Below are 17,309 nucleotides of genomic sequence, written 5' to 3'. Positions count from 1 at the left end.
AGAACACTCAATTTTTCTAGGATGAAATTCCAGCTCCACGGTTTTAAGACGTTAGGACTTTTTTCCGTAAATCATCAATTTTTAATATATAGATCTCTGGATCAAAGATCGGGGAAACGCGTTCTTCTCAAACTCCTTCGTCAAAAAGACAGGACCATTAAGAACATTCAAAAAATCTATCACGATTTTAGAATTTCCAATTTTGTTAAAGGACCGAGAATTCAGAATTCCCTAGAATTAATACGACATGAGGGCAGTCCAATTCTCGTAATCGAAGACTGCGATTCAATTCCTCTTTCGAGATTGTTTCCTAACGGAGTGAATTCCATTGAGAAATTTTTTGAGATTGCCATAGGCATCTCCTTAGCACTCAAAGAAATTCACGAAAAAAAAATTCTCCATCAAGCACTCCGTCCAGACAACATTTGGATCCAAGCGAAAACGGGGATAATTAAAATTACAGATTTTTCATCCGCAACTTTCTCGGACAAAGAAACCTCAATTTCGATTACGCCGGATTTACCCGTCGAAATACTTTCCTACATCTCCCCAGAACTAACCGGAAGACTCTCTCGTATTCTGAATCTTCGCACGGATTTTTATTCCTTAGGAGTCATTTTATATCAGATGATTACTGGAATTCTTCCATTTACTTCCAAAAACGGAAATGAAATTTTACACGCCCATCTAGCAAGAAAGCCAATTCCAGTACACATAATTCGGAAAGAATTGCCTATTCCGATTTCACTCGTTATCTCTAAATTACTTAAAAAAGATCCGGATCAACGTTATGCATCCATTGATGGGTTGATATACGATTTAAAACTCTGTCTTCAAAATTTTCAAAAAGGAGAAATCGATTCGACGTTCATTCCTGGCTCCAGAGACATTCCGGAACTAACATTCGATTCTTCCGTTCTTCACGGAAGAGATAAGGAAAAAGCCGTTTTAGAATCTTCTTTTAACAAAGTACTCCGGGGAGATACGGAGCTTGTTTTTATCACAGGTGATTCTGGTTCCGGGAAATCGGCACTTGCAAAATTTTTTTTAAAGAGTATCTCCGAAAGAGGCGGAATTATCATCCAAGGTAAGTTCGATCAGTATGAAAGGTCGATTCCGTTCGGCGGACTTATACATTCCTTAAGGGACTTGGTTCCGATTTTACTTTCCAAACAAGAAAAAGAAATCAGGAAATTAAAAAGACTGATCACCCAGTACATAGGAGACAACGGAAAAATACTTTTGGATCAGCTTCCCGAATTGGAGTTTATTTTAGGTCCGCAACCGGAATTGTCCGAATTACCTCCAGATGAGAATCGAAACCGTTTCTACTATACTTTTCATAACTTTATCAGAGCCCTTTCCGAAATGAGCAGACCACTCGTCCTTTACATGGACGACTTACAATGGGCCGATCCGGCAAGTCTTAATCTCTTAGAAACTTTTTTTATCCATTCGAAAATTAAGAATTTCTTATGTATTCTCTCATTTAGACCAGAGGCGGTCGAATCTCCAAATTCGTTTTCCGAAATCCTAAAATCCATCGAAACTAATAAGATTCAGAAAAGTCTGATTACAATCGACTCGCTCGATAAAAAAAGCATTTATCACCTTATTCAGGATTTGGTTCCCAGCTCAGAAGAGCAAACTCGGTCCGTAACTTCCATCCTCCATAAGAAAACATTGGGCAACCCTTTAGCGGTCATTCAGCTCCTTAGAACCTGTAAAAAAATGAATATTTTCTCTTACGAATTCGAATTTCAACTCTGGAACTGGGATCTCGAAAAAGTCGATAGTCTATCCGCTGCGGATAATGTCGTCGATTTTCTCTGCGATAGAATTAAGGAACTTACTCCGGAAATTCGGGAACTGCTCGGAATCTGCTCTTGCCTGGGAGAACGATTCACTTTAGAATTCATTTCAAAATTAAGTTTTTTTGATATTCCAAAACTTAATCAAACTCTTTGGGAGGCGGTAAAAGAAGGACTTTTAATACCCTTTCATAATCAGAATCAATCTATTTTTGAAAAAAGCCTTTCTTCAGAAAGAACCTTCGGTTTTTCGCACGACAGAGTTCGACAAGCAGCTTACAGTCTTTTAGAAGAATCAAAGCGAAAAGAATTTCATAAACAAGCAGGAGTAACCCTGCTTGCCATTCACGGTCCAGAACCTAAAAATAGAATTCTTTTTGAAATCACGAATCACCTTAATCAGGCTCTTGATCAGATCGAAGAAGAAACTCTTCGTAATAATCTTATAACCCTAAACTACAAAACCGGTCTCCAAGCCAAAAACTTCGGTTCTTACGAAAGTTCCCTTCAATATCTGAACTCTGCATTGAATTCTTTGAATCAGGAAGTTTGTATCAAAGATTTGGAATTTTATTCCAATTTGATTTTGGAAACCGCAGAAACGGAATATCTTTTGAACAATTACGAAAGGGCAATATCACTTTTGGGATTATTAGAAAATTTAAGCATTTCGAATTTACAGTATATTCGCGCAAATATGATACGTGTTCGGCTTTATTCTAAAATGAACAAAGTCGAAAAAGCCGTTTTAGCCGGTCTATGCGCGATGGAACGTTGCAATATTCAAATCCCTTCCTCTCGATTTAAAATTAATTTGGTGCTTTTTAAGGAATTACTTCTCTCTTTGATTTTATCCAAAGGAAAATCTGATTTCGAACTAGTCCATCTAAAGGAAAATTCGGAACCGGAATACCAAGCTCTGATTGACCTTTTTGCAGATCTTGGTCCTTCCGCATTCACGTACAACCAGAATCTTTTTGCACTCTTAGTATTAAAAATATTTAATGCTTCTTTAACAAAAGGAGTTTCCAGAAGTAGCCCGATTGCATATAGCGGCTACGGAATGATCGTAAACCAAATATTTAAAAATCTGAATCAAGGAATACGTTATTCCAAAATTGCGATGGATCTAAACAAAAGGATTCCCTTCAACCTTGTAAAATGGAAAGTACAGTACGTTTATTCAGCTTATCTTTGCCATTGGAAGAAACATATCATTCCCGACATAAAACTGTTAGACGAAGTTCACAAAGGAGCGTTACAGAACGGAGACATTCTTTATGCGGGATTTAGCCTACAGGCAAAAATTCAGAAAAAAATCTTCGCTTCCTGCCCGATAGAAGAACTTTTAATGCATGCAGATTTCGCAGAGAAATACTTTAGAACTGCAAGAGACGATTTCGCGTTTATGATTGCAAAAAGTTCCCATCAGTTGATCAAAGCTCTCGCCGGAAAAACTTCGTCTCCTAATTCCTTGAACGATTCGGAATTTCAAATGGAAAATTTCGAAAGAAAAATCCTACAAGACAAAAATTATACCGCGCTTTTCTACTTTTATCACGATCTTACCAAACTTCATTATTTTTCGGGACAATTTTCAAAAGCTCTCACCTACGGCCAAAAAGGCGAAGATCTAATTCAGAATGCGTTCGGTTTAATTCCTTTTGCCGAATTCTGGTTTTATTACGGACTCACCATTTTGGCAAATTTCGACGAACTTCCATTTTTTAACAAGATTATATATTCAAAAAAACTAAATCTTATATTCTCTTATTTCACCAAGTGGAGCAAAAATTGCCCTGAAAACTTCAGGGGACTTCTCGAACTTTTACACGCGGAAAGAGAAAGAGTACGAAAAAAAATCTCCGAAGCGATCACAGGTTACGAAAAAGCAATCAAACTTTTTCAAGAAACGGGTTTTGTTTCATTTCAAGCCCTATCTAGCGAAATCGCCGCAAGATTTCATTATAAAACCGGGAACTTTTCCTTAGGAAACCATTACATACGACTCGCCATCAATTTTTATTCCGAATGGGGAGCTTCAGCCAAGGTCGTCGATCTGAAAAATCGTTTTGCAAAACGGCTTAATCTCTCTTTTTCCCATGAAACGACTCAAAAAAAGCTTAACATTCAAAATACGAATTTAGACCAGGAAATTATATTAAAAACGTATAATGTTCTTTCTGAAGAGATTGTTCTAGATAATCTTTTGAAAAAATTAATTCAAATCGCGATAGAGACCGCAGGTGCGACAAGAGCTATTTATTTCCATTTACACAACAAAAATTTAACGGTCTATCTCACAGGACAAAGTGGTGAAACGGAAATTATAGTGGAAAATTTTCCGGAAATCGACGAAACTCAATATCCGATTTCATATCTTAATTACGTTTTTAGAACGCATAGAATAATTTCTACTCGCGAATTGGATTCCTCTTTGATCAAAGATTTTACCGATCAGTACATCAAAGAAAAAAAACCTCAATCTATGATTTGTATTCCTCTGTTACACGCGGGAGAACTCAAAGGAATTCTCTATCTCGAAAATCAATTAGTCAAAGGGGTGTTCACCGAAAACAATATCCAAACCCTAAAGCTGATCGCCGGGCAAGCGGCAATCTTAATCGAAAATGCAAACCTCTACGCGGAACTCGAAACAAAAGTTGCAAAAAGAACAGCAGAACTCAATAATACAATCAATCTGCTTCAAAAAGACCTACTTTACGCACAAAAGATTCAAGATAGAATTCTACCTAAACCAGAATATACGTTAGGCAAAATATATATTCTCACGAAATACGTTCCCATGACTCAAGTCGGAGGTGATATCTACGACTACGCAGAAATTTCTCCCGGTAAGGTGAGAATCTTTTTAGCGGACGCTACCGGGCACGGAGTACAAGCCGCGTTAGTCACCATGCTGATTAAATCCGAATATGAAAGTTTGAAATATCTAGACCTACCTCCGGGCGAAATAATTTCAGAACTCAACCAAGAAATCATCGCGAAATACAAAACCCTCAAATCCTTTTTCAGTTGCCTCGTCGCCGACGTGGACGTCGAACAAGGAATACTTGCCTATTCCGCAGCGGGCCATCCAGATCAATTCTATCTTTCCGGAAACACGATCACAAAATTGTCCAGAAGCGGACCGATCATTGGTATTCTTGAAAATATAAAGTATAATTCCCAGTTTTTAGAGATATCCAAAGGGAATAAATTATTTTTCTTTTCAGACGGAATGACAGAGGAGTTCAATCCCTTTCGAGAAGAATTCGGAGATCATAGGCTTTCAGAATCTATACTCAGACAGGCCTCCAAGCCCGTTTCAGAAATTGTACAATTCGTATTCGCAGATCTTCAATCCTTTCTTTCGGGTCAAAAAATTCAAGACGATATCACATTCTTATCCGTGGAAATATTATAATATATTCAAAAAAATCAATATATCACTTAGAGCCGGTCTCAAAACTGGTTGTACTTTTGAATCGTAATTATTTACTTGTGAAATGGACAAATATTATTCAGAGATCCCCGATGCACTTTGGGAAAAAATAGAACCATTAATCCCAAAAGTTAGGGCAAATCTCCAAGGAGGTCGCAATCGATTACCTACAAGAGTGGTAATGGCGGGGATCATCTATCGAATGAAAACAGGCTGTCAGTGGCGGGCAATTCCGAGTAACTTCGGATCTGGTCAAACTTGTCACAGAAGATTCCAAGAATGGGAGCGAGCGGGAGTATTCAAAAAGGTTTATAAATCTATTTTAAAATATTATGATGTGAAGAATAAGATAGCATGGGACTGGGCCTCGATGGATTCCGCAATTGTTAAAGCTCCCAAAGGGGGAGTTTAACCGGCAAAAACCCTACAGACCGCGCCAAATTAGGGGTTAAACGGCATATTCTTACGGATGGAAATGGAATTCCATTGGCCATAACATTGAGTGGAGCCAATGTTCATGACAAGCATAACGTAAAAGAGACTTTAAATTCAATCCTGATTTTTTCCGGTAGAAGAAAAAAGAAACCAAAACATCTCTGTCTTGATAAAGGATATGACTTTAAAGATACGGAAAAATTAATTAGAAGAAGAAATATCCGGCCTCACATTCGAAGAAGAGGCGAGAAACCATTGATCGGTAAATATAAAGGAAAGCCTCGAAGATGGGTCGTTGAAAGAACTAACAGTTGGCACAATCGATTCAGGGCTATCCTTATCCGGTGGGAAAGAAAATCTGAAAATTATATGGCTTCTCTTTACCTCGCGAGCACTATTATTGTTTTCAATTTCTTTAATAGATAGTTTTGAGACCGGATCTTAATGTAGGGACTACTACAAAAATTGAACAACAATAAAATAACGTGAATTCGGCATAGCCAATGCGAAAGCGATTGTAGTGGAAATTCCGAAGGAATTGGAGCGAATAGCGCGGTCGCGAGCCATTTTAATTACGAAATTTGCGAGCGATTCGCCCAAACTTTCTTATATCGAATTCACGTTAAAATATATTCAAAATTCATAAAATTTATAAAGAGGCGCAATATGTGGGAGCCACAGAACTTAAAACCATTGATATTATTATGAGGTTATCTCAAAAACCGTCATCCGTGTAGTCAGACTTAAAATTTCTTGTACTTAAACTATAAATAATATGAGGTTATCTCAAAAACCGTCATCCGTGTAGTCAGACTTAAAATTTCTTGTACTTAAACTATAAATAATATAATTGATCGTTATGAGCCGATTAGGTGACTTAACGAACGAACAATGGGATTTGCTTTGCGATTTACTTGTAGAACCCGAAGCAAGAGATGACGGTAAAGGTCGTCCGCGTGTAAATTCAAGATCAATTTTGGACGGTATATTATGGATTCTTCGCACTGGTGCTCCGTGGATAGACCTACCTGATAGATATCCCGCATATCAAACATGCCATCGAAGATTTCAAGAATGGCGCAAAAATGGAACCCTGGATAAAATTTTAGAAGCGCTTCTTCATGACTTAGAAATAAGAGGCAAGATGGATTTAAGTACGTGTTTCATTGACGGGACTTTTGTTCCTGGAAAAAAAGGGGCCTACGTATTGGCAAAACTAAACGGGGAAAGGGTACAAAAGTCATGGTTATCGTCGACAAAAATGGTATTCCTATCTCCGCCGGGATTGAAAGTGCTTCGCCGCATGAAAGTAAGCTCGCGGAAGGTGCAATCATCCGCAAAAAAGTCAAAGGCAAAATCAAAGATTTAGTCGGAGATCGTGCTTACGATTCTGATCCTTTAGATGAATATCTTAAAAAGAAATATAAAGTAAATTTGATCGCTCCACACAAATCAAATCGAAAAAAGAAAAAGACACAGGATGGACGTAAGTTGCGGAAATATCGTGGAAGATGGAAAATTGAACGAACTTTTTCTTGGCTACAGAACTTCAGAAGATTTGCAACTCGATACGAACGAAACGATCAAAACTTTTATGGAATTCTGATACTCGCATGTATCATGATCGTTATTAGGAGTTTTTGAGATAACCTCATGTAATTTTAATGTTTTTAATACTCGAAGTATAAAAAAATACCATAATAAGTTTACTTTAAAAATTAGAATATTAATCTTCTTCAAAAAAACTGGAGTCCTTACATTTCGTTTTTATGGAAAAATAAACGCGTAAAAGAATCAAACTCACGTAAATCAGGCTGAGTCAGACGTAAGGAAACTGGACAGACCTCTTGCACGTATTCATGAGGATTTTCTCTTGCTCTAACCGATTTTTCGAATCTAAAATACCTAAATATTCCCAAGTTTCGTGTTCCAATTGAGTTCGGTTCGGAAGATTTAGAAGAAGACTACCCGCCCCACCGCAAAGTCCCGAAACTTAACGAACGTTTTCAGATCCATTAAAAAGGAACGACTTTGCGGATATTGTTCTCGCAGTTGCGAAAGGATTTCAAAACCTTGAACGTCTAGATCCCCAGTAAAAAATCTCCATTTCCTTCAACCAACTACAATCCGTTTATCTTTAAAGGATCGATTCAATCTACTCAAAAAGTGAAAGAGGAATTCCTGCCTTGGCTCAAACAAGAATCGCTGAGTAATGTTCCTTCCGATCAAACCGGAACTTGCGCATAAAATCATCAATGGGGAAAAGAATGTAGAGTTTAAGAAAAAGTTTTCCATTCAAGATGTGGAGAGAATCGTGATCTATCCCTCCAAACTGGAACAACGAGTATCGGCTATGCGACTGTTGATTCTATTGTAATTGATACTCCCGATTCTCTCTGGAGACGGTTTGCCAAGATTGGAGGAATTGACAAGGATCGTTTCTCTTCTTATTTTCATGGAAAGGAAACGAGTATCGGGACCGTATAAAGAATGTGAGTAAATTAAATGCGCCAGTGACTCCTGCACAACTAAGGCATCTACAGATGTTCGTTTGGCTTCCACAACGGCTAAAGGTTTGCCGTCTCTTCCCAGTAAGACGTAATCGCTAAATTGATGACCAACATTAGGGGACTTCGCCTTCATGAGTCCTGAAGGTCTTTGAATCTCAATATTAAACTCTTCTATTATTTGGGTTCCATCGGAAAGATTCCAACCAGCCCTAGTTAGCCTATGATCGATTATTTCCTTTCTGGTTTGTTTTTCGGTTTTCAAGGGTAGATTGTGTTTTTAACAAAAGTTCCCGATGGGACCTTGCGATCGCTTCCTTTTCAAGACCGTTACGAATCTTATAATCTTCTACGAGAAGCAAAACCTTATAATGGGTCCAAGAAAGTTCGGAACGGATTTTACCAAGCTTATAAAACTGAAAAAATCTCCGCATATAACGCAGATTTCGATCCGAAAATCCCTTACCAAAACGTTTGTTCAGATCCTTGAAAAGTTGAATCAAGACCCGATCTCCGTAACTTGCCCGTTCTTTTCCTTGTTCAACCTCTACGATTCTTTGACCAATCTTCCAATAACTCATCAGAGAAATCTTGTCCCAATCGGAATTCGCATCCGATTGAAACGATTCATAGATTTGAGAGATGTCCATCAAGAGCAAGCGATAGGATTTTTGCGAAAGGCCAAGTGAGGACGAATTGGAAATTCTCATAGGAAAATTGAATCCAGTCAATCAAAAAAGTCGAAATCGAAAAAACTAGAAACGATTTAAATTTTTTAATGGATTTTAAGAAATTAGAATAGCTATTCCTTATCATTCAAAATGCTTAATATCTCTTTAAAGCTCCCAAGACCGGCTTCTAAATTTTCAATAATGTCTTCCGCGAGTATATCTGGATCAGGTAGATTCTCAAGGTCGGATAACGACTTGTCTTTGATCCAGGTAATGTCTAAATTTTTTTTGTTCCGATTATTAAGTTCCTCAAATGTAAACTTTCTCCATCTTCCTTCTGGGTTTTTCTCAGGATGATAGGTTTCCTTTCTTTTGTTTCTATTTTCCGGATTATAACAATCTATAAAATCTTTCAGATCTCCAAATTTAAGAGGATTCTTTTTGAGAGTGTGGTGAATATTGGTTCGATAATCGTAAAACCAAATTTCTTTCGTCTGCTGCTGTCCTTTAGCGGCAGGTTTGGCATCAAAGAATAGAACATTCGCTTTTACACCATGCGCGTAGAAGATTCCGGTCGGAAGACGAAGAATCGTATGGAGATCGACGGTTTCCATCAATTTGACTCGAATTGTTTCGCCGGCCCCACCCTCAAAAAGAACGTTATCCGGAAGAACGACCGCGGCCTTCCCCGTTGTTTTAAGAATGGTTTTAATATGCTGCAAAAAATTCAGTTGTTTGTTACTTGTACTCTCCCAAAAATCCTGACGATTGTATGTAAGTTCCTCTTTTTTTTGCTCCCCTTGTTCGTTTGTAATTTTTGAACTGCTTTTTTTACCAAACGGAGGATTCGCCAAAACGTAATCGTATCGAACTCCGGGATCGGCAATCAAGGCATCTGTAGGAGAAATAAAATTATCTGAATCGATATCACCTATATTGTGTAAAAACAAATTCATAAGTGCAAGACGACGGGTTCCCGCAACAATCTCATTCCCAAAGAATGTTTTAAACTTAAGAAATTTTTTTTGTTCTTTGTTCAAATCCTGTTTCGTAATAAAGTCATACGCAGCTAAAAAGAAACCGCCGGTACCACAAGCGGGATCGGTAATCGTTTTCTCCGGTTCCGGACGAACACATTCGACCATCGCCTTAATCAGAGCACGAGGAGTAAAATATTGCCCTGCCCCACTCTTCGTATCTTCCGCATTTTTTTCCAAGAGTCCTTCGTAAATATCACCCTTCACGTCGGTACCCATGAGAACCCAGTTCTCTTTATCAATCATCTCGACAAGTTTACCGAGTTTCGCTGGATCTTGAATTTTATTCTGACTCTTTGTAAAAATCTGCCCAAGAATACCTGGAGAATTTGCCAACTCTCTCAGAAGAATATTATAGTGAAGTTCTAATTCAGCACCCTTCTTATCGGTCAGACTCTCCCAATTGTATTGCTTTGGAATTGCGATTTTACGATCATAGGGCGGCTTTGAATACTCATGAGCCATTTTCAAAAATAAGAGATACGTCAACTGTTCCAGATAATCTCCGTAGCCGACCCCGTCGTCTCGAAGCATATTGCAAAAGGACCAAACTTTTCCGATGATTCCATTTGTTGGAACAATTGCACTCATGCTTTTGTTTTTTTCCTTTTCTTTGCTGACGTTTTCTTTACGGACTTAGAAACGATCACTCCTTTACCTTCCGGAACATATCCTTTCTTTCGCATCCAAGATAGAGTTTTCAAAAAATTCTCTTTGGGAATTTTCAATTTTTCCGGAGTCCAATTCTCGCGCGCTTCAAACACAATTTCTTCGTCGGTCGGTAACTTACCTTCCAAGAGAAGATTGTTCCATGCCGCAAAAAGAGTAGCGACAACTTCGGAGCGAAGTTTATCCAGAGGCATAAAATCCTGAATCAAGTTTCGAATTTTCTGCAGATCTTCGGCATTCAATGCATGAGATGTTCTATCGATAACTTTTTGGAGTCCATGCTTGGATAAATATGTATAACCGAGTTTTTGTTTTTGAATTCCAAAGTAATTCGCTTTCAGAGCGCGAGATTCGACTACCTTCAAATGCGGATAATCATCCGGACCAGCCGCATCCTTGACAGGATTTCTTCCTAAAGAAATTCCAAGATGATATTCCACCATATGCGCAATCTTTTCGCATTTTACGTGATTTAGATTTTCTAAATACCTTGATTGTTTTTCGTGGGCGTCTATGATCATTGCGATCACTCCGGCATGCAATTCCGTGGTCGATATTTCCGGGACAAGTCGAGGGAATTGAATCAGATTCCCATTTTCTGGATTCAGTTTCGAGCCTACTTTCTTTTCAGAAATCACATTTGTTTTTTGGAATATACTTTCTTTCTCTGCGCGAATTCTTTCCAAAAGCACTGATGCGGGTTCGTCCTTCGGATCCTGTGCCACCAACTTTCCTTCAAATGCTTTTTTCAATATGCTTTGTCGAAGAGATTCCGCTTGTTTGAGAGAAAATTGGATGGTTTCTTCGAGTTTATCGCAGACACTGAGCCTGGATTCGATTTCTTGGACGATGACTTGTTGTTCATTTAGACTTGGCAAACACATTGGCGTAGCGTTAAGAGTTACCTGATTTATTTTAGGCATATTCCCCGCTGATCCAGTAACTCTTTTTCTTAAAAAAATTCTCTGAAAGGGATTTGATAAATTATAATATATGTATTTTGGAATGACTATATTTTTGTTACACTGAACGCGAAACATAAGGTCTGGAAAAATAAATTCTTTATCGTTTCCTGTAAAAATCGTCGGAACACCGACGTATTCAATAGTATTTCCTCGCTGAATTAAGATATCATCGTAACTACACCAGATATCCTTTTTCTCTAGATGGTCTTCATCTAAGTATTTGAAATAAGCAGATTCAAATTTTCCAGAAGTAGTAGCGGATAACTTTAATACTTTCTGATTTGTTTGGTAATTTACAGGTTTTCCAGAATAACCATTTGTAATTCTATTTTTCAAAACTGCTTTTAGCGCTACCCATTTCCAACCATCCGGCAACTCCCCCAAAGAAGAATCTTCTTCTTCCACAATATTTTCACTCACGCTTTGATCCGGATTTTGGTCTCTCCAATCTTTCGAGAGTTTTCCTTCGAATGCAGATTTCAAGACCGCTTGCCGATAGACTTTCAATTGTTGTTGGGCTGTTTTGAGGTTTTCGATTCCCTTGTCTAATTCACTGAAAAGTTCTTCGATTTTAGATACAATGCGTTGTTGTTCGGCGAGCGGTGGGAGGGGGATTGGAAGTTCAGCGAATCTCGAACCAGATATTTCCTTAAATGTTGTGCCACTCGAATAAGCTTCTGCTATATGTTTAATACTTTTTAAATAATAATATAAAAAATCACTATTTGTATATTCAGAGGGAACTATATTTTTAAAACCTTGATTCGTACAAAGCTTAGTTGAAGCAATGGCAACATAACCGATCGGTGCGCGAGAAGAAAAAAGCACACTTCCTTTCGGTAATAACTTTGCACTAGAATTTTGAAGCCCTATCACTGTTAATGATTTACGCCCTTTTCCAATGAACTTATTAGAATATCCAGAAAGGTCGGCTGGTGTTATCCACACAACATCTTCTCCCCAGAACGATTCATTTGTAGTAGAGGGCGTACCTCCAGAAACAATCAATCCGACATCGCTTAATTTCACCCAAAGCCAATTTGAAGGTAAGTCAGAAAAATTATTTTCGAACGATCTTTGCTCATATGTTTCAACGTTAATTACCGTCGATGCGTCTTTATAGATTTTCATTCCAATCCCATAGTGTTACCCCAACTCCATTTGTTGCATTGGCTTGGATCAAACTCTCCGATGATAACAAAAGGATTCGGAGAAACGTTATGATACTGTTTTGATTTACCAAAAAAATGAAACATTATCAAATTTTAATTCATCTAAATTAAGTTTAGAACTTTAATCTGATTTTCGACAGCAGAATAAATTTCCATTTCTACTTTCGGAGTAAGTATCGAACAAATCAATGAAAACCGAATTCGATCATGATATCGTTCCATCTTCTCTCTACTCCTCCACCAACCACTCACAGGATATACACAAATTTTTTCTTTAGCGGCTAAATCAGCCGCAGATCCAATCCAAACATCGGAATGAATCGAACCTTGATCTCGAAGAGTGCTACCGAAGACCCAATTGGAATTTTCAGAATTGGAAAAGCCGGTTTCCCATTTTCCCTTACCAATCTTTTCTCTGCTATTTCGATTCATTCTTTTTTGAAATCGGATTAAACCTTCTGTCGCTCCAATTGACTCGAAACGTAAACCACAACAGGCGTAAGTGCTAGTCATTTTCGTGTTGATTCTTTTCGGATTCGGTTCTATGAAATAAGAAAGAGTAATTTTTAGCTGTACTGATTCCGTTAAAAACTCTTGAAGCACAGTTTTAGGCCAAGGTAAATCATAATATAAAATCTCATTGGTTGAGATACCGTCTTTGCCTTTTGCAAAAGGAGAAATAGAGTCTTGGATAATCATTGTGCAAGAATTTTTACCGTTTTCTAATGCGAAGTTTAAATTTGGCACACCATATCCGTAGGTTCTAATAATTTTTTTTGTTCTTCTTTTCTTAATTTTTGAATATTAGAGTAATCTAAATTTAGAGTCGAGTAATCGGCAGAATGAATCAACATCCCCCGAATCGTCTCAGGCCAAAAATCAGAGTATTCAGCGGATAAAATTGCACCATATCTCGCCGCTTGAGCCGTGGCAGCGCTTGTACCAACGATAGGAAACAATAATCTTTGCTGAATAGCAGAATTAGTAGTGAGAAGAGAAAGGGAATCAGTTGGATCAATTTCTTGTCTTTTATTTTTTGCAAAATTGCCGCCTTCCATTACTATATCCGGTTTAAAAGGCCAATCAGATGGATTCCAAGAAACGGAAGTTGTACTCTGCGGAGACAAATCTCCTGATTTCGCAATCAACTCATAATCGAGATATTTTGATTTTTCAATATCTTTTTTTTGAGTAAAAGCTCCTACTGTTACCACATTCCAAGCTTGAGCAGGATCTTGAATACTCGATTCCCTATTAGCAATCGGATAATCCTTAATCTTCTCTGGAGATAAATTGCCTGCGGAAACAAAGAGCAATCGTTTAGGTTCTTCCTCTTCTTTAGTGCCAAAAGCTAATAGATCCAAAGCAGCCGACCAAGACGAAGCCTCTCCTTCTTGAATCAATAAATCAGGTGCTGTAATCGCTAAATGAAATAACCTTCGACAATCTCCTTTTATTTCAGCAAGTGAAATACAATCCCCTGTGATTCTTCCATAAAGCTCTTTAGAATTTTCTCCGTTCGGCGGAAGAATCTTAATCGATTCTAATCTATGTTTCAATTCAATCGAAGCCGAACTAAGTAAAAGTGGATAGAGATCCCCCAAAAGCACCAAACCAGCCATTCGAGTCCCATGACCATGATGATCTTCCTTTCCCCATTCTGGATGAAAGGAATCTAAATCATTCTCTTCGATACTTTGAGCCAATAACGGATGGGCAATAGTAACACCCGTATCCAAAATACAAACGGCGACATCTCTATGATTCGGATGAATTTTCAAACGATTCCGTAATTCGAGAACCCAATCCGTTTCTTCGATCGGAGTCATATCTAAAAAAGAAGCTGGTGTCTCCTTAGACTTTCGAATTTCAGAAAGACAGTCTAAGAGTATAATAGAAGACTTCAATTGATTGATAGATGCGGTAACCTTAAAGACAGAAGATTCGGGAAACGATAAAAATCGTTCCGAAACCAAAATTCCCGATTCGATAGCAGCTTTCTTAAATTGTGAATTGATCTCGTTTCTATCTTCCCCAACTCTCAACCAAATCTCTAATAATAATTTATTATTATGATCGCTTGGAAATGGATCGTTATCGTTCCAAAAGTTTTCTAAGGTTGAAAGTTTTATTGTTTCAATATTATTGAGCAATTTTTGATTCTTTGGATTTCCTTTTTCCGTATTCTTACTTTGATCTAAATATTGTTCTATTTTTTTGAAAAATACGGATAACTTTCCATGGGGAATGTAAACAGTAACTAAAGTCTTTCCACTTTTTTTCTGTACATTTTCGATTTCAATTCCAGAGAGTTTATCTGATAAGCTTGCGAGCCATAAATCATAACCTTCCAAACTTTCAAAAGTTAGAGGTATACGCAAATCTTCCTTTATAGAAGATTGTTTTCTTAAGTTCACTATTTCTAAAAAGTCAGCTTCAGCCTTTTCTAACTGGTCGCGTAAATCTTTTCCTTTGGATTTAGGATCTTTCCCTAAGTATATTGGAAATTCAGACGAACCACCGGAAGGATTCGTGTATTTCTCAGAATCCGGTTTCAGTCTTAGAAGAAAATGAGGATATTTCAAATCCGGCATATTCTATTTTAACTTTTGTTTTGATTGAATTCTTTTACCACTCCGATCCAAAAAGGATTTCATTAAATCCTCCGAAGAGAGTTTTAATTTATCTTTTAAGATCATCCGCTTGATCGCGTCGTCACAAGCTTTGATGACTTCCGCGAAACTTAGACCTAAGGCGGCATTGACTACTTTGAGAAGTGACTTACTTTCAATTTTATAAAGTCGAACCCGATTCTGAATAATTTGTAAGATAAGCTTTTTATCGGGATAGTCATACTCTAACATTTCATCAAATCTACGAAATAAAGCAGAATCCAAACTATTCTGATTATTAGTTGCGGCACAAATGATACTATTCGATTGGTCTTGTTCCAGGTAGACTAAGAAACTATTCAAAACTCTTCGAATTTCACCAACGTCATTTGTGAAATTCCGAGTTGTCCCAATCGAATCAAATTCATCGAATAAATAGATTCCTCTGGTTTCATTCATCGAATCAAATATCAGTCGTAATTTGGAAATCGTTTCACCCATATACTTGCTAATTAAACCATCTAACCGAACGGCAAAAAGAGGAAGCCCAAGTTCACCGGCTAAAACGGACGCTGTCATCGTCTTTCCACAACCGGGCGGACCGACTAACAATAACTTACGATTTGGATGTAAATCATGTGTCTTGAGTTTCAGATAATGTCTCTGTTCTTCTAAAGTCTTCCGAATGAGTGATACAATCGAATCCTTTAAAACCATATCGGAAATTCTAGTTTTCGGATAAGAAACCGAAAGCAAATCTGCAAGTTCTCCTTTAGGACGAACAATAGGAATCGGGGAATCCTTTTTCTTCGAAAGTGAAGTCTTTGACTTCGCTTCGTCCACTAAAGATTTTAGCTCTTGGGCAAGTTTAGAATGCCCACTCCGAGCTTCCGCCGCAGCAATCTGTAGGGCTATTGAATAGAATCTTTCTTCGTCATGCTCTAAATGACTTCTCAATAGTGCTTTAATTTGATTGGACGTAGCCATAGATTCTTACCTTTTCCAGGATTCATTAAGCCTTTCTATAGAAAATTACTTAGTATAGAACAATTATATATCAGTACGAGACAAATTTTTGAAACTAAGGTAAAATCGAGATCTTTTTTTAAATTTCGTTTAGGCTACCAGAGCTTCATTTAGTTCTTCCAAAATGTGTTCAGTTTCTTCTCCAAAAAGTTGCCAAAACTTTCCCAATCCACCTATCTTATTGAAAGGGTCTAGATCAAAGTCTTCCTTTTCGACATGGTAGGAAGAAACAATGTAATCCTTTATCATTTGTAACCAAAGCATTTGTTCTTTGTTAAACTTTAACGATCCCGCTTGTTTCTTAAAAACCCAGTCCTGAAAATTCTTATCTACAATTTTATCATAGCTCGTAAGAGATCGATCAAGGCCGGTTATCTTCCGAATCAAGGAAATTAGCGCCATTAAATCTGTTTTGGGATTTCCGTAAACAGATTCCAAATGCTCATAAGCCTTCCACACTTCTAGTGGGGCCAAATTCGGTTTATCCGATTTTAGAATATCCAATATTTCCTTTAACATCGTATAGGTCAATTCACGTCTACGATAAGGCTGATTGTAAAAAATTTGAAGTGCAAGTATTTCTGTTTTATGAACTTCTAACCAAACCTGGAAATCATGTACCAAAACTTCGGCTGTTGCTTTCGTATCTACATCCCAGGACTCTTTCAAGACACGATCTAAATTCACTTCGTCTATGTATTGAAAATGCGTTTTTCGAACTACTTCTATAAATTGATTGAGTTCTGCTGTAAAAATATCAGTAACTTCTTGGACTTGAGCAGAATGCTTCTTTTTAAATTCAACTTCGATCTCTTCGGTAGATAAATTTGCGAAATCTTTTTCTGCATTTTCTCTTAATTCTTCCAAAATATCTGGATTAAATGCGCCCAAAAGTAATTTCACAACTTGAGGAATTGTTTTCCCTTTTGTTCTTTCTGCGAATTGGATTTTTTCTTTTT

At 37.5% G+C, this 17,309-nt stretch carries 11 protein-coding genes and 2 pseudogenes (1 of these 13 cut by a window edge); 5 read left to right on the top strand and 8 right to left on the bottom strand.

Annotation, left to right across the window (positions count from 1 at the left end; all coding sequences use genetic code 11):
- The first annotated feature begins 21 nt into the window (after positions 1-21).
- From LEP1GSC190_RS01815 to LEP1GSC190_RS20945, 4 genes are all read left to right on the top strand, one after another.
- On the top strand, positions 22-5,238 hold the full coding sequence (locus tag LEP1GSC190_RS01815; RefSeq protein ID WP_036048193.1) for a trifunctional serine/threonine-protein kinase/ATP-binding protein/SpoIIE family protein phosphatase: 5,217 nt from the start codon (positions 22-24) through the stop codon (positions 5,236-5,238).
- 82 nt (positions 5,239-5,320) lie between these two features.
- Positions 5,321-5,668, top strand: coding sequence for an IS5 family transposase (locus LEP1GSC190_RS20535; protein ID WP_002724411.1), 348 nt, complete (start codon positions 5,321-5,323; stop codon positions 5,666-5,668).
- 47 nt (positions 5,669-5,715) lie between these two features.
- On the top strand, positions 5,716-6,117 hold the full coding sequence (locus LEP1GSC190_RS20530) for an IS5 family transposase (protein ID WP_036036267.1): 402 nt from the start codon (positions 5,716-5,718) through the stop codon (positions 6,115-6,117).
- A gap of 433 nt (positions 6,118-6,550) precedes the next feature.
- Positions 6,551-7,335, top strand: a protein-coding gene (locus LEP1GSC190_RS20945; RefSeq protein ID WP_420844245.1) for an IS5 family transposase whose coding sequence is annotated in 2 segments (ribosomal slippage) — positions 6,551-6,899 and positions 6,899-7,335 — 786 coding nt in all. Because the reading frame shifts where the segments join, the coding sequence is not laid out codon by codon here.
- A 197-nt stretch (positions 7,336-7,532) separates the two neighbouring features.
- Here LEP1GSC190_RS20945 and LEP1GSC190_RS01795 read toward each other — a convergent pair.
- Positions 7,533-7,819 (bottom strand): annotated as a pseudogene (locus tag LEP1GSC190_RS01795) (Wadjet anti-phage system protein JetD domain-containing protein); the annotation flags it as partial.
- A gap of 84 nt (positions 7,820-7,903) precedes the next feature.
- Between LEP1GSC190_RS01795 and LEP1GSC190_RS01790 the strand changes: the two are divergent.
- Positions 7,904-8,300: pseudogene (locus LEP1GSC190_RS01790) on the top strand (ASCH domain-containing protein).
- Between the two features lie 119 nt (positions 8,301-8,419).
- On the opposite strand, the gene LEP1GSC190_RS01780 reads toward LEP1GSC190_RS01790, so the two are convergent.
- The 7 genes from LEP1GSC190_RS01780 to LEP1GSC190_RS01750 form a co-directional block, all read right to left on the bottom strand.
- Positions 8,420-8,848: a DUF1016 N-terminal domain-containing protein gene (locus LEP1GSC190_RS01780; protein ID WP_237578329.1), complete on the bottom strand. Its 429-nt coding sequence runs from the start codon at positions 8,846-8,848 to the stop codon at positions 8,420-8,422.
- Between the two features lie 152 nt (positions 8,849-9,000).
- Positions 9,001-10,497, bottom strand: coding sequence for a class I SAM-dependent DNA methyltransferase (locus tag LEP1GSC190_RS01775; protein ID WP_002747499.1), 1,497 nt, complete (start codon positions 10,495-10,497; stop codon positions 9,001-9,003).
- Positions 10,494-12,671 carry a restriction endonuclease subunit S gene (locus LEP1GSC190_RS01770; protein WP_081606737.1) on the bottom strand — a complete coding sequence of 726 codons (2,178 nt, stop codon included), beginning with the start codon at positions 12,669-12,671 and terminating at the stop codon, positions 10,494-10,496. The genes LEP1GSC190_RS01775 and LEP1GSC190_RS01770 overlap by 4 nt, the downstream gene beginning before the upstream one ends.
- A gap of 143 nt (positions 12,672-12,814) precedes the next feature.
- Positions 12,815-13,411: a hypothetical protein gene (locus tag LEP1GSC190_RS20035; protein WP_237578328.1), complete on the bottom strand. Its 597-nt coding sequence runs from the start codon at positions 13,409-13,411 to the stop codon at positions 12,815-12,817.
- A 35-nt stretch (positions 13,412-13,446) separates the two neighbouring features.
- A complete protein-coding gene (locus LEP1GSC190_RS01760) occupies positions 13,447-15,306 on the bottom strand; it encodes a S8 family peptidase (protein ID WP_002747402.1) in 1,860 nt (619 codons plus the stop codon).
- A gap of 3 nt (positions 15,307-15,309) precedes the next feature.
- A complete protein-coding gene (locus tag LEP1GSC190_RS01755; RefSeq protein WP_002747288.1) occupies positions 15,310-16,311 on the bottom strand; it encodes an AAA family ATPase in 1,002 nt (333 codons plus the stop codon).
- 129 nt (positions 16,312-16,440) lie between these two features.
- Positions 16,441-17,309 carry the 3' portion of a type I restriction endonuclease subunit R gene (locus LEP1GSC190_RS01750; RefSeq protein ID WP_002747400.1) on the bottom strand. The gene runs 1,918 nt beyond the window's last position, so 869 of the gene's 2,787 nt are visible here — the last part of the coding sequence; its start codon lies off the right edge, out of view; the stop codon is at positions 16,441-16,443.

It is taken from the genome of Leptospira mayottensis 200901116, assembly GCF_000306675.2.
GTDB classification, from domain to species: Bacteria; Spirochaetota; Leptospiria; order Leptospirales; family Leptospiraceae; genus Leptospira; species Leptospira mayottensis.
This window is presented reverse-complemented; position numbering and strand designations above follow the sequence as displayed.

Bases quoted from the DNA above. Each gene is read 5' to 3' on its own strand.
- LEP1GSC190_RS01815 (WP_036048193.1), top strand. From the start codon at position 22: ATGAAATTCCAGCTCCACGGTTTTAAGACGTTAGGACTTTTTTCCGTA.
- LEP1GSC190_RS20535 (WP_002724411.1), top strand. From the start codon at position 5,321: ATGGACAAATATTATTCAGAGATCCCCGATGCACTTTGGGAAAAAATA.
- LEP1GSC190_RS01780 (WP_237578329.1), bottom strand. From the start codon at position 8,848: ATGGACATCTCTCAAATCTATGAATCGTTTCAATCGGATGCGAATTCC.
- LEP1GSC190_RS01775 (WP_002747499.1), bottom strand. From the start codon at position 10,497: ATGAGTGCAATTGTTCCAACAAATGGAATCATCGGAAAAGTTTGGTCC.
- LEP1GSC190_RS01770 (WP_081606737.1), bottom strand. From the start codon at position 12,671: ATGAAAATCTATAAAGACGCATCGACGGTAATTAACGTTGAAACATAT.
- LEP1GSC190_RS20035 (WP_237578328.1), bottom strand. From the start codon at position 13,411: ATGATTATCCAAGACTCTATTTCTCCTTTTGCAAAAGGCAAAGACGGT.
- LEP1GSC190_RS01760 (WP_002747402.1), bottom strand. From the start codon at position 15,306: ATGCCGGATTTGAAATATCCTCATTTTCTTCTAAGACTGAAACCGGAT.
- LEP1GSC190_RS01755 (WP_002747288.1), bottom strand. From the start codon at position 16,311: ATGGCTACGTCCAATCAAATTAAAGCACTATTGAGAAGTCATTTAGAG.